General features: G+C 71.8%; 9 protein-coding genes. 4 read left to right on the top strand and 5 right to left on the bottom strand.

The window, feature by feature from the left end:
- Positions 1 to 97: 97 nt before the first annotated feature.
- Positions 98 to 691: a QsdR family transcriptional regulator gene (locus tag L3Q67_RS37190; RefSeq protein ID WP_499186094.1), complete on the bottom strand. Its 594-nt coding sequence runs from the start codon at positions 689 to 691 to the stop codon at positions 98 to 100.
- Between the two features lie 138 nt (positions 692 to 829).
- On the opposite strand from L3Q67_RS37190, the gene L3Q67_RS37185 reads away from it, so the two are divergent.
- Together L3Q67_RS37185 and L3Q67_RS37180 are read left to right on the top strand one after the other, a co-directional pair.
- Complete coding sequence (locus L3Q67_RS37185; protein ID WP_499186093.1) at positions 830 to 1,696, top strand: alpha/beta hydrolase family protein; 867 nt, start codon at positions 830 to 832, stop codon at positions 1,694 to 1,696.
- 259 nt (positions 1,697 to 1,955) lie between these two features.
- Complete coding sequence (locus tag L3Q67_RS37180; protein WP_499186092.1) at positions 1,956 to 4,445, top strand: KAP family P-loop NTPase fold protein; 2,490 nt, start codon at positions 1,956 to 1,958, stop codon at positions 4,443 to 4,445.
- Here L3Q67_RS37180 and L3Q67_RS37175 read toward each other — a convergent pair.
- From L3Q67_RS37175 to L3Q67_RS37160, 4 genes are all read right to left on the bottom strand, one after another.
- Positions 4,433 to 5,005 carry a class I SAM-dependent methyltransferase gene (locus tag L3Q67_RS37175; RefSeq protein WP_499186091.1) on the bottom strand — a complete coding sequence of 191 codons (573 nt, stop codon included), beginning with the start codon at positions 5,003 to 5,005 and terminating at the stop codon, positions 4,433 to 4,435. The two genes, L3Q67_RS37180 and L3Q67_RS37175, sit on opposite strands and share 13 nt — an antisense overlap.
- Positions 5,002 to 6,516, bottom strand: coding sequence for an MFS transporter (locus L3Q67_RS37170; protein ID WP_499186090.1), 1,515 nt, complete (start codon positions 6,514 to 6,516; stop codon positions 5,002 to 5,004). The genes L3Q67_RS37175 and L3Q67_RS37170 overlap by 4 nt, the downstream gene beginning before the upstream one ends.
- Positions 6,517 to 6,580: 64 nt before the next feature.
- Positions 6,581 to 7,705: an MFS transporter gene (locus L3Q67_RS37165; protein ID WP_499186089.1), complete on the bottom strand. Its 1,125-nt coding sequence runs from the start codon at positions 7,703 to 7,705 to the stop codon at positions 6,581 to 6,583.
- A complete protein-coding gene (locus L3Q67_RS37160) occupies positions 7,706 to 8,602 on the bottom strand; it encodes a PAC2 family protein (RefSeq protein WP_499186088.1) in 897 nt (298 codons plus the stop codon).
- Between the two features lie 51 nt (positions 8,603 to 8,653).
- On the opposite strand from L3Q67_RS37160, the gene metH reads away from it, so the two are divergent.
- Together metH and L3Q67_RS37150 are read left to right on the top strand one after the other, a co-directional pair.
- Positions 8,654 to 12,214, top strand: coding sequence for a homocysteine S-methyltransferase family protein (metH, locus tag L3Q67_RS37155; protein ID WP_499186087.1), 3,561 nt, complete (start codon positions 8,654 to 8,656; stop codon positions 12,212 to 12,214).
- Positions 12,215 to 12,292: 78 nt separating this feature from the next.
- Entirely contained in the window at positions 12,293 to 12,925 is a 633-nt protein-coding gene (locus tag L3Q67_RS37150; protein ID WP_499191734.1) for an HAD family hydrolase, read from the top strand.
- The last annotated feature ends 75 nt before the right edge of the window (positions 12,926 to 13,000 follow it).

The following is a 13,000-nucleotide window of genomic DNA, read 5'->3' as shown; positions in this document are numbered from 1 at the left end:
GAGACACTCCTTTGTGGACAACGCCGTCCGGGGAGGCACACACGAGCCTGACCGCATGAAACACCAAGCCGATGTGTTTCACAACCACCGGTCCGGCCTATCGGACAGGTACCGGCGCGCCCTCGACGAGGACTCCCAGCAGCTTGGCCGCCGCTTCCAGGTTCGGCCGGCCTGCCGCGACCATGTCCGAGTAGAGGAAGGATTCGCCCAGACGCACCAACGCGAAGCTGAGCGAGTCGAGGTCGACCACCGGGGTGAAACCGCCGTCGGCGACGTCTCGGGCGAGCAGTTCGCGGTAGGCCGCCATCACCTTGGGCTGCACGCGGCCGTGCGGATCGGTGAGCACCCGGATGGCCGTGGTCGGCTCGCTGTCCAGCAGCACGCGCAGGCCGGTCGCCGCGGCCACGTCCGCCCGGTACCAGCCCATCACCGTCAGGCAGCGCAGCTGTCCCTCGGTGTCGCGCACCGCCGGGCCCGCGGTCTCCTCCCAGCGGCGGACCGCCCGGCTCAGCGTGCGTTCGGACATGCGCCAGAGCGCGTCGCCGAGCAGGTCCTCCCGGTTGCCGACGCGGCGGAACAGGGTGGCGCGGGAGATGCCCGCCTCGGCGGCGAGCGTGCTCAGGTCCAGCCGTTCGCCCCGCGCGAGCTTGCGGGCGGCGAGTCGGACGAGGTCCTCGGCACGTGCGGTCACGAGGGGAAAGCCTATCCGCGACCGGCCCCGGGGACCGGGGCTGGCGATTTCGCCGATGCCAGGCGGGCGCGCCGGGTGCCAGAGTCAGCACCGTCCGTCACGATCGCCCCCGATCCTCCCCCGAAGGAGCACAACGAAGTGCGCAAACGACTCATCGGTGCCGCGCTCGCCCTCGCACTGAGCGCCGCCGCGTTCGCCGCCCCGGCCGCCGGCGCCCAGCAGAACCCGTACCAGCGGGGCCCGGCTCCGACCAACTCCAGCATCGAAGCCACCACCGGCCCGTTCGCCACGTCGGAAAGCACGGTTTCCAGCCTGGTCTCCGGCTTCGGCGGCGGCACCGTCTACTACCCGACCAGCACCAGCGAGGGCACCTACGGCGCGCTCGCCATCTCGCCGGGCTTCACCGCGTCGCAGTCCACCATCTCGTGGATGGGCCGCAGACTCGCCTCGCAGGGGTTCGTGGTGATCACCATCGACACGAACACCATCTACGACCAGCCCGCCAGCCGCGGTGACCAGCTGCTCGCCGCGCTGGACTACCTGACGCAGGACAGCCCGACCACCGTCCGCAGCAAGATCGACCCGACGCGGCTCGCCGTGGCCGGGCACTCGATGGGCGGCGGCGGCTCGCTGGAGGCCTCGGTCAAGCGGCCGAGCCTGCAGGCGGCGATCCCGCTCGCGCCGTGGAACAGCGACAAGAGCTGGAACACCGACCAGGTGCCGACCTTCATCGTGGGCGGCGAGTCCGACTCGGTGGCCCCGGTCTCCAGCCACGCCGAGCCGTTCTACACCTCGATGTCCAGCGCCCCGGACAAGGCGTACCTGGAGCTGAACAACGCCAGCCACTTCTTCCCGAACACGCCCAACACCACGCAGGCCAAGTACATGATCTCGTGGTTGAAGCGATTCGTGGACAACGACACCCGCTACGAGCAGTTCCTCTGCCCCGGCCCGTCGAAGTCCACGCTGGTGGAGGAGTTCCGCAGCACCTGCCCCAACGGCTGACCCGAGGGGAAAGGGCCGGGAGTGCGCCCCCGACGCACTCCCGGCCTTCTGCTGGGTGGCAGCGGTAACGTCTGGCGACCATGACCGCCCCGGACGAAGAAGAACGACTCGGCGAGATCGGCTCCGTGGTGTGCACGGTGGTGCGCACCCGGCGGCCGTGGGACCTGGACCTGGACGCGCTCGTGATCCCGGTCGGCGGCGGGCTCGGCGAACTGGGCGAGGCGCTCGCGGAGCACACCCCGATCTCGACTGGGAAGCCGTGCCGTTCGGGAAGATCACGCCGATCTCGCCCTGGACGATGCCCCTGCCCGGCCCCCGGCCGCGGCGGGCGATCTTCGTCGCCTCCGGCTCGTCCGGCGATCCGGAGCGGGGGAACGCGGCGAAGGCCACCGCGTCCGCCATCACCATGGCGCGCCGGTCCGGGGTCGCCGCGCTGGGCATGCCGTTGCTCAGTTCCGGGCGCCTGGGCAATCCGCCGTCGCTCGCGGCCGGTGCGGTGGTGCCCGCGGCGGTCGCCGCACTCGCCGAGAAGACCGGGCTTCCGTTGCGGCGCCTGGTTTTCTTCGCCAAGAGCCGGAAGGCCACCGACGCGATCCGCGAGACCTTCGCCGGTCTCGGCGAGGACGTAGTGGCCCCCGAGGAGCTGGCGGGTGGGGTGAGCCGGGATCTGGTCGATCCGAACCGGGGGATCCCGCTCAGCGAGGACCAGCTCGGCGTCGCGGCGTACGTGTCGATGCTGGCGACGGTGATCGCCGACCCGGCCACGCCACTACCGCTTTCGGTGGGGGTGTTCGGCGAATGGGGATCCGGCAAGAGCTACTTCATGGGCCTGCTCCGCGCCGAGGTGGAGCGCCTGGCCAGCCAGGACATCGTGCAGATCGGGTTCAACGCCTGGCACTACGCCGACAGCGACCTGTGGGCCAGCCTCGGCGACGAGATCTTCCGGCAGCTCGCCGGGGTGGACGCGAAATCCCCGGAACGCGCCGAGCGCATCCGCGCGGAACTCTCCGAACGGCTCGACCAGCGCCGGCAGCTGGAAGCGGAAACCCAGGAGGCGCGCGAAACCGCGGCCGAGCTGCAGTCCGAAGTAGACACCGCCATCGCCGGGCGGGAGCGCAGTGCCCGGCTGCTCGTCAAGGCGCTGCGGAACTCGCCGGCCTTCAAGGACCGCGTCGATCGCTTGTGGAGCAGGCTCGGCGTCACCGACGAAGCCGAACAGGGAAAGCTGCTCGCCGAGCAACTGCGCGGCTCGCTCGACGACGCGGCCGTGCTCCGGCGGATGCCGGGGGAGCGGCACGGCAAGCTCGCGCTCGTCCTGGCGGCGGTGGTGCTGGTCGCCGCGTTCCTGGTACCGCTGGCGTGGGAGTGGCTCGCCGGGGCCGCCGCGTTGTTCACCCTCTTCGCCGGGACCGGCATCACCGTGCTGAGCCGCGTGCGTTCGGGTCTGCGCGATCTCCGCGAGCTGAGCGAGGACCTGCACACCGGGATCACCGCCGCGGCCGAGCAGGAACTACCCGAGCAGCTCCAAGCCCTCCGCGCCGCCGAAGCCGAGCAGCGGGTCGCCGAGGCGCAATTGACCGAGGTCGTCGCGCAGGTGGGCGCGCTGGGCAGGCAGCTCACCCGCCTCGCCCCCGGCCACCGCCTCTACACCTTCCTCGCCGACCGCGCGCGCAGCGACTCCTACGCCGGGAACCTCGGCATCATCTCCACCATCCGCAAGGATTTCGAGCAACTGGTCAAGCTGATGGCCGAGTGGCGCGAGAGTCCGGACGACGGCGTCACGCCACGGCGGCCGGTGGACCGGATCGTGCTCTACATAGACGACCTCGACCGGTGCAGCCCACGGCAAGTGGTCGAGGTGCTGCAGGCGGTGCACCTGCTGCTCGCGTTCGAGTTGTTCGTGGTGGTCGTCGGCGTCGATCCGCGCTGGCTGCTGCGGGCCCTGCGCAGCCACTACGCCGAAATCCTGGCAGACGACGAGGGAGACGCGCGGGTCACGCCGGAGGACTACCTGGAGAAGATCGTCAACATCCCGCTCGTGCTGCCGGGGCTGGCGCCGGACGGGATGAGCAGGCTGCTGCGCTCGCTGGTGCGGACCGGGCAAGCGGCACCGGCGGCGGTCCGGAAGACCGAGCGGGTGCCGGACGAATCCGCCATCGAGGTGGAACCGGGGTCCGAAGTGGACATCCAGCGGCAGGCGACACCGACGGCGGAACCGCGGCCGCTCACCGAAGCCGAACTGGACCTGCTCTCCACTCTGGACTTACTGGTCGGCACGCCGCGCGAGGCGAAGCAGCTGGTGAACCTGTACCGCATGGTGCGCGCCACCCGTGACCTGTCGATGGCCTCCCGGTTCCTCGGCCAGGACGGCGAACCGGGGGAGTACCAGGCCGTGGTGCTGTTGCTCGCCCTGCTCACCGCCCACGCGCGGCTGCTCTGCCCGGTGCTCGACACCCGGCCGGACCCGGCGCGCGGGATCCGCGGCGGACTGGTCCACCGGGATCCGTCGAGCAGCTGGTGGCAGTTCGTCGCCGACCTCGGCCTCCAGCAGGACGGAACCGGCTGGATGAACCCCGTCGCCGGGCCGATCGACGGAGACCGGCTCCACGACTGGCGCCACCTGCACGCCGGGCTGAGCCGGGTTTCCGACGCGGTGGAGCTGCCCGACGTGTCCGCGCTGCAACTCTGGGCGCCGCGCATCCGCCGGTTCACCTACGTGCTCGTGCCGCGGCCCGGTCAGCGGCGGTAGGACAGGCGGATGTTCTGCGGTCCGGCCGAAATCCGCTCCCTGGTGAATTTCGACTCGAGCAGGCGGAGCACCGGCTCGCGGCGGCGACGGCCGATCACCGGGCGCCAGAGGAACAACACGAGCTGCCCGCCGGGGCGCAGGACCCGGTGCGCGTCGTGGATCGCGGCCAGCGGATCGCCGAACTCCTCCAGGCTGTAGCCGTAGAACAACGCGTCCACACTGGACTCCGCCAGCGGCAGGGCGCAGCCGTCGCCCGGCTGGTAGGTCAGCCGCGCGCCGGGCGCGCCGTCCAGCCGCTCGCGCAGCACCTCGAGGCTGCCCGCGTCGGGGTCGAGCGCGATGAGTTCGCTGCCCGCGCCGAGGTGATTGGCCAGTGCCCGCGTGTAGAACCCGCCGCCGCTGCCGACCTCGAGGCAGGTCATGCCCTCGACCGGCCGCACCCAGCGCACGTCGCGCGAGGCCAGGTCCCAGCCGAAGGCCGCGCGCAGCGCGGGTGAGCTGATCAGGCGGTAGAGCGCCGCGGGGGTGCGCCAGCCGGCCCGGATCCCGGTCGTGGTCATCGTGCAGCTCCTGTCTTCGGTAGCAGCCGGGCCGCGGCGATCGCGGCGACGGCGAAGGTGACGAAACCGGTGGCGAGCGCGACGGTCATGCCGTCGACGAACGCGCCGCGCGCCGCGTCCAGCAACTGCGCGGCGACCGGCCCCGGAAGTGCCGACGCGGCCTCGGCCGCGTCGGTCAGCCCGCGCCCGGCCAGCTCCGCCACGGGCGGCGAAACTCCCGGCACAGCGGGGAAGGCAGCGGTGTAGACCCCGGCGGCGATGCTGCCCAGCACCGCCACACCGAGTCCGGCACCCAGTTCGTAGGCGGTCTCCTCGACCGCCGACGCGGCCCCGGCCTGTGCCGCGGGCGCGGCCGCGAGCAGCGCGTCGGAGGCGGCGGTCAGCGCCACCGAGATGCCGAAGCCGACCGCGATCAGCACCGGCCCGAGCAGCCACAGGTTCTCCGTGGCGTCGAGCCACAGCGCCGCCGCGCCGAGCGCGAGCCCGACCACGGCGAACCCCGCGACGGTCACCGCGCGGCCTTCGAACCAGCGCAGCAGCGGGGCGGCGACCAGGCTGCCCACCACCGCGGCGACCATCACGAACAGCAGCCGCAGCGCCGCGTCCATCGGCTGCAGCACCAGCACGAGCTGGAGGTACTGGGCGAACAGCAGGCCGAGGCCGACCAGCGACAGCATCACCAGCAGCACGCTGCCGACCGCCACGCTGAACGCGCGGCTGCGGAACAACGCGAGGTCGAGCAGCGGGGAGACCAGCCGCCGCTGCCGCCGGACGAACAGCACCAGCAGGCCGATCCCGGCCAGCCCGGCGAGCGGGCCGAACAGGTACATCGATCCGCCGTGCGGTGTCTGCTTGATCGCGAACGCCGCGCCGAGCACGCCGCCCGCGGCGAGCAGCGCGCTGAGCGGGTCCCACTTCCCGGCGGGCGGGTCCGCCGATTCCGGGATCAGCCAGTAGGTCAGCGGCAGCGCGACCAGCATCACCGGCACGTTGATCGCGAACGCGGCGTGCCAGCTGAACTCCTGCACCAGGAACCCGCCGAGCAGCGGCCCCAGCACCGCGCCGGACCCGGCCACCCCGCTCCAGACGCCGATGGCGGTGCGCCGCTCGGCCCGGTCGGGGAAGGCCTGGCGCAGGATGGAGAGCGTGGCGGGCATGATCATCGCGCCGCCCACGCCGAGCACGGCCCGCGCGGCGATCAGCATCGGCACGCTCGTCGCGAACACCGCCGCCAGCGAGGCCAGCCCGAACACCACGTAGCCGAGCACGAGCACGCGCCGCCTGCCGTAGTGGTCGCCGAGGGTGCCGAAGGCCAGCAGCAGCGGCGCGGCCAGCAGCGAGTAGACGGCGATGATCCAGAGCTGCTCGGTGGCGTCCGGGCGCAGGTCGGCGGCGATCGCGGGCAGCGCCATGTGCAGCACGGTGGCGTCGATGGACACCAGCAGCAGGCTGGCGCACAGGATCGCGAGCACCGCCCACCGCCGGCGCACCAGCGCTTCCGTCCGCCCCATGCGGATCATCCTCGCTTGCCGAACCCGCCCGCACGACGGCGGGAGGGTGGATTCGAAGTCATCCTCAGGTCGGACAACCCCTGTCGGGGTCGCCGCTCCTCGCGCCCAGCAAGATGAGGGTTCCCAGGACGAGCGCCCCCGCGGGCAGCAGGAAAGCCAGCCGGGGATCGGCGTGGTAGAGGCCGGTGAAGGCGAGTGGGGAGCAGGCCATGCCGAGGAACCGCAGCGCCTGGACCACCGAGATGGCGCCGTTGCGTGCGGCTCCGGCACCGGTGATGACCAGCGTGTTCGTGCCGACAGAGATCAGCTGGGCGACCACCCCGCCGACCGCCCACGCGCCGATCAGCACCGGCAGCGAACCGGCCAGGCCGAGCAGCACGACCACGGCACCGCCGCCGAGCAGGCCGGTGGCCACCGCGGTCACCGGGCCGAACCGGTCGGCGAACCCGCCGCTGAGTCGTGCGGTGGCGAAGCCGGCGGCACCGAAGACGGTGAGCGCGAGCCCGCGCGGGCCGGAGCTGAGCTCGAAGACGTCCTCGAGCCGGAACGCGACCAGGAAGGACAGCCCGGCCAGGCAACCCCAGCCGAGGAACACCAGCAGGCCAGGCACCACCGACGGCCGGAGCGCGGCCCGCCACGACGGCGGTGGTTCCGGATCGGCCGCGCCGGGGTCGGCGGGCAGGGGTGCCGCGGCCAGCGCGAGCGCGGTGACGGCGATCCCGGCGAAGGCCCACGGCCAGGACAGTTCCGCGGCCAGCCCGCCGACCAGTGGCGCGGTGGTGTGCCCGAGCGCCTGCATCGCGGCGAACACCCCGAGCGAGCGCCCGAGCCGTTCGCGCGGGGTCACCGCGGCCAGTCGGGCGAGCAGCAGCGGGGTGATGAACGCGTTCGCCGTCCCCTGCAGCCCGCGCGCCACCAGGAACAGCCAGAACCAGGGCGCGACCAGCGCGAGCAGGGCGGTCACCGCGTAGGCGGCGTAGGCCAGCCGGATCGTGCGGACCACGCCCCAGCGCTGCCCCAGCGTGCCGGAGACCAGCATGACCAGCGCGAACGGCACCAGGTAGACGGTCAGCGACGAGGCCGCGCCCGCCGGGCTGGTGCCGTAGCTCGCGGCGAGCTCGGGCAGCATCGCCACCACCACTCCGGCGCCGAACGGGCCGAGCAGGCCGCCGAGGTGGAGCCCGAACAACTACCGGGGGCCGTCGAGCCCACCGGGGCGCCGCCGCCGCAGGTAGCGCTCGAACTCCGCGGCGATCTTGTCGCCGCTGGCCTCGTCGACGGTGATCTCGGCGTCCCGCTCCTCCAGCGAGCGCACGTAGTCGCGGATCTCCTCGTCCTCGTCGGCCATCTCGGAGACCGTGCGCTGCCACTCCTCGGCCTGCTCGGGCAGGGCACCCAGCGGGATCTCCACGTCCAGGATGTCCTCGAGCTTGTGCAGCAGCGCCAGCGTGGCCTTCGGGGACGGCGGGTGCGAGACGTAGTGCGGCACCGCGGCCCACACCGACACCGCCGGGATGCCCGCCTGCACGCACGCGTCCTGGAGCACGCCGACGATGCCGGTCGGGCCCTGGTAGCGGTTGCGCTCCAGGCCGAAGCGGGCGGCGGCCGCGGCGTCGTAGGCGGTGCCGGTGACCGGCACCGGCCGGGTGTGCGGAGTGTCAGCGAGAAGTGCACCCAGGGTGACCACAGTGGACACCTGAAGGTGATCCATGTGCTCCAGCAGCTCGGCGCAGAAGGCGCGCCAGCGCATGTTCGGCTCGGGCCCCTGGACCAGCACCACGTCCCGGCCGAAGCCTTCGGGGTGGCATACCGCCAGGCGGGTGGTGGGCCATTCGACCCTTCGGGTGACACCGTCCACCATGCGGACAGTGGGCCTGCTCACCTGGAAGTCGTAGTACTCATCGGGGTTGAGCTCGACCAGCGGGGTGGCGTCCCAGTTCAGCTGCAGGTGCTCGATCGCGGTGCTGGCCGCGTCACCTGCGTCGTTCCAGCCCTCGAAGGCCACCACCATGACGGGTTTGCCATCATCGGCGGCCTCGGAGACCGGTTCGGTGTGCGGGCGGTTCGGCTGTTCGGGCTCACTCACTGTGCCAGCCTACGACCTGGCGGAGGCCGCGCTGACCGTAGGCTAAGGACCATGGCCGAACGACTCTCCTCGCCCTTGCTGGACGCCCTCGCCGAGCGGGTCGTGGTCGCCGACGGTGCCATGGGCACCGCGCTGCAGGCACACGACCTGTCGCTGGACGACTTCGACGGCCTCGAGGGCTGCAACGAGATCCTCAACGTGACCCGGCCCGACGTGGTGCGCTCGATCCACCGCGGTTACCTCGAAGCCGGTGCGGACGCGGTCGAGACCAACACCTTCGGCTGCAACTTCGCCAACCTCGCCGAGTACGACATCGAGGACCGCATCTTCGAGCTGTCCGAGATCGGCGCCCGGCTCGCGCGGGAGACCGCGGACGAGTTCGCCACCCCCGACCAGCCGCGGTTCGTGCTCGGCTCGGTCGGTCCCGGCACCAAACTGCCGACACTGGGGCACGCCCCCTTCACCCGCCTGCGCGACGCCTACGTCGAAGAGGTGCGCGGGCTGCTGGCCGGCGGCGCGGACGCGGTGCTGGTCGAAACCACCCAGGACATCCTGCAGACCAAGGCGTCGATCATCGCCGCGCACCGCGCGATGGCCGCCGAGGGCAGGCGGGTGCCGGTCATCGCCTCGATCACCGTGGAGACCACCGGCACCATGCTGCTCGGCACCGAGGTCGGCGCCGCGCTGCAGGCGCTCGAACCACTGGGCATCGACCTGATCGGGCTCAACTGCGCCACCGGCCCGGCGGAGATGAGCGAGCACCTGCGCCAGCTGTCCAAGCACGCCAAGGTGCCGCTGACGGTGATGCCGAACGCCGGGCTGCCCGAGCTCGGCCCCCACGGCGCCGTCTACCCGCTCGGCCCGGAAGGGCTGGCCGAGGCGCTGGCCGGGTTCGTCCGCGAGTTCGGCGTCGGCCTGGTCGGTGGTTGTTGCGGCACCACCGACGAGCACATCCGCCAGCTGGTCGCCGCGGTGCGCGAGACCGAGCGCGCGAAGCGCCGCCCGCGCCCGGAGCCCGGCGTGTCCTCGCTGTACCAGGCGGTGCCGTTCGAGCAGGACTCGAGCGTGCTGATGATCGGCGAGCGCACCAACGCCAACGGCTCCAAGGCCTTCCGCGAGGCGATGCTGGAAGGCCGCTGGGAGGACTGCGTCGCGATCGCCCGCGACCAGACCCGCGACGGCGCGCACATGCTCGACGTCTGCGTGGACTACGTGGGCCGCGACGGCGCGGCGGACATGGCCGAGATCGCCTCCCGCTTCGCCACCGCCTCCACGCTGCCGATCATGCTCGACTCCACCGAGATCGACGTCATCCGGACCGGCCTGGAGCGCCTGGGCGGGCGCTGCGCGGTGAACTCGGTGAACTACGAGGACGGCGACGGCCCGGAGTCCCGGTTCACCCAGGTGATGGAGCTGGTCGCCGAGTTCGGCGCCGCGGTGGTCGCGCTGACCATCGACGAGCAGGGCCAAGCACGCACGGCCGAGCACAAGGTGGCCATCGCCGACCGGCTGATCGCCGACATCACCGGCAAGTACGGGCTGGCCGAGTCCGACATCATCATCGACACGCTGACCTTCACCGTGGCCACCGGGCAGGAGGAGTCGCGCCGGGACGCCGTGGAGACCATCGAGGGCATCCGCGAGCTCAAGCGCCGCCACCCCGACGTCCAGACCACGCTGGGGCTGTCGAACATCTCCTTCGGCCTGAACGCGGCCGCCCGCCAGGTGCTGAACTCGGTGTTCCTGCACGAGTGCGTGCAGGCCGGGCTGGGCACCGCGATCGTGCACGCCTCGAAGATCCTGCCGATGTCGAAGATCCCGGACGAGCAGCGCAAGGTCGCGCTCGACCTGGTCTACGACCGCCGCGCCGAGGGCTACGACCCGCTGCAGGAGTTCATGGCGCTGTTCGAGGGCGTCACGGCGTCCTCGTCGAAGGAGTCGCGCGCCGAGGAACTGGCCAGGCTGCCGCTGTTCGAGCGGCTGGAGCGGCGCATCGTCGACGGGGAGCGCAACGGCCTCGACGTGGACCTGGACGAGGCGCTGCAGACCCGCCCGGCGCTGGAAATCATCAACAACACGCTGTTGTCCGGCATGAAGACCGTCGGCGAGCTGTTCGGCTCTGGCCAGATGCAGCTGCCGTTCGTGCTGCAGTCCGCCGAGGTGATGAAGGCGGCGGTGGCCCACCTCGAACCGCACATGGAGAAGGACGACTCCGGCGGCAAGGGCCGGATCGTGCTGGCCACGGTCAAGGGCGACGTGCACGACATCGGCAAGAACCTGGTCGACATCATCCTGTCGAACAACGGCTACGAAGTGGTCAACCTGGGCATCAAGCAGCCGATCACCTCGATCCTGGACGCCGCCGAGGAGAACAAGGCCGACGCCATCGGCATGTCCGGCCTGCTGGTGAAGTCCACCGTGATCATGAAGGAGAACCTCGAGGAGATGAACTCCCGCGGGGTGTCCGCGAAGTGGCCGGTGCTGCTCGGCGGCGCCGCGCTGACCAGGTCCTATGTGGAGAACGACCTGACCGAGATGTACCTCGGGGACGTCCGCTACGCCAGGGACGCCTTCGAGGGCCTGCGGCTGATGGACGCGATCATGGCCGCCAAGCGCGGTGAGTCGCCGGTCATCAAGCAGGAGGAGGAGGCCAAGCGCGCCGAGCGCAAGGCCCGCCGCGAACGGTCGATGCGCATCGCCGAGGCCCGCCGCGCCAAGCAGGAGGCGGTCGAAGAGGAGCCGCCGGCCGCGCGCTCGGACGTGGCCACCGACGTGGCGCTGCCGCCCCCGCCGTTCTGGGGCAACCGCGTGGTCAAGGGTGTGCCGCTGGCCGAGTACTCGGCGATGCTGGACGAGCGCGCCACGTTCATGGGCCAGTGGGGCCTCAAGGGCGCCCGCGGCGGCTCCGGCCCGACCTACGACGAACTGGTGGAGACCGAGGGCAGGCCGCGGCTGCGGTACTGGCTGGACAAGCTGACCGCGGACGGCGTGCTGGCGCACGCGGCGGTCGTCTACGGCTACTTCCCCTGCGTGGCCGAAGGCGACGACCTGGTGGTGCTCACCGAGGCCAAGCCGGACGCGCCCGAGCGCACCCGCTTCACCTTCCCGCGCCAGCGGCGGGACAGGCGGCTGTGCCTGTCCGACTTCTACCGCCCGCGCGAGCTGGCGATCGAGGCCGGCGAGGTCGACGTGGTGCCGTTCACCCTGGTCACCATGGGCCAGCCGATCGCCGACTACGCCAACGAGCTGTTCGCGGCCAACGCCTACCGCGACTACCTCGAGGTGCACGGCCTCGGCGTGCAGCTCACCGAGGCGCTGGCCGAGTACTGGCACCGCCGCATCCGCGAGGAGCTCCACTTCGCCAGCGGCGCCGCGGTGGCCGAAGAGGACCCGGAGGACATCGAGCGGTACTTCAAGCTCGAGTACCGTGGAGCGCGGTTCTCCCTCGGCTACGGCGCCTGCCCCGAGCTGGAGGACCGGGCGAAGATCGTGGAGCTGCTCGGCGCGGAGCGCATCGGGGTCAAACTGTCCGAGGAGTACCAGTTGCACCCGGAACAGTCCACCGACGCGATCGTCTGCCACCACCCGGAAGCGAAGTACTTCAACACCTAGGAGAGCTACGTGACGCAGACGTCCACAGTGGACGAGTCAGCAGGGGCCGGAACGCCGATCGCCGCGGTGCTCTGGGACATGGACGGCACCCTGGTCGACACCGAGAAGCTGTGGGACGTCGCGTTGTACGAGGTCGCGCAGTGGCTGGGCGGCGAGCTCTCCGAGGCGCAGCGGGCGACCCTGGTGGGGTCCAACATGGAGACCACCACCCGGTTCCTGCTGGGCACGCTGGGCAAACCGGACACCCCGGAGCTGCGCGCGGACATCGCCTCGTGGATCCGCACCCGCACCGCCGCGTTGTTCGGCGACGCGCTGCCGTGGCGGCCGGGTGCGCACGAGGCGCTGACCGCGGTGCGCGCGGCGGGCATCCCGTCGGCGCTGGTGACCTCGACCGAACGGGAACTGACCGAGCTCGCGCTGAACACGATCGGCCGGGAGTTCTTCGACGTCACCGTCTGCGGGGATGAGGTCGGCGGCCGCAACAAGCCCGACCCGGAGCCGTATCTGCTGGCCGCGCGCCTGCTCGGCGTGGACCCGGCGCGCTGCGTGGCGGTGGAGGACTCCCCGCCGGGCACCGAATCGGCGGTGGCGGCGGGCTGCACGGTGCTGGTGGTGCCGAACGACGTGGCCGTGGACCCGGGGCCGCGCCGGGTGTTCAAGGAGACCCTGGTCGGCCTGAGCCCGGCGGACCTGGCGGACCTGCTGCGCTGAGGGCAGCCCAGGGACACGAAGGTGGCTTCCGGAGCAGGATTCCGCCCCGGAAGCCACCTTCGGGTCCGGGGTGGT

Origin of the sequence: Saccharothrix sp. AJ9571 (assembly GCF_021725495.1) — a bacterium.
In the GTDB taxonomy this organism is placed as follows: domain Bacteria; phylum Actinomycetota; class Actinomycetes; order Mycobacteriales; family Pseudonocardiaceae; genus Amycolatopsis; species Amycolatopsis magusensis.
The sequence above is the reverse complement of the archived record's forward strand: the minus strand, read 5'-3'. Positions and strand labels throughout refer to the sequence as shown.

Bases quoted from the DNA above. Each gene is read 5' to 3' on its own strand.
- L3Q67_RS37175 (WP_499186091.1), bottom strand. From the start codon at position 5,005: ATGACCACGACCGGGATCCGGGCCGGCTGGCGCACCCCCGCGGCGCTC.
- L3Q67_RS37170 (WP_499186090.1), bottom strand. From the start codon at position 6,516: ATGGGGCGGACGGAAGCGCTGGTGCGCCGGCGGTGGGCGGTGCTCGCG.
- metH (WP_499186087.1), top strand. From the start codon at position 8,654: ATGGCCGAACGACTCTCCTCGCCCTTGCTGGACGCCCTCGCCGAGCGG.
- L3Q67_RS37150 (WP_499191734.1), top strand. From the start codon at position 12,293: ATGGACGGCACCCTGGTCGACACCGAGAAGCTGTGGGACGTCGCGTTG.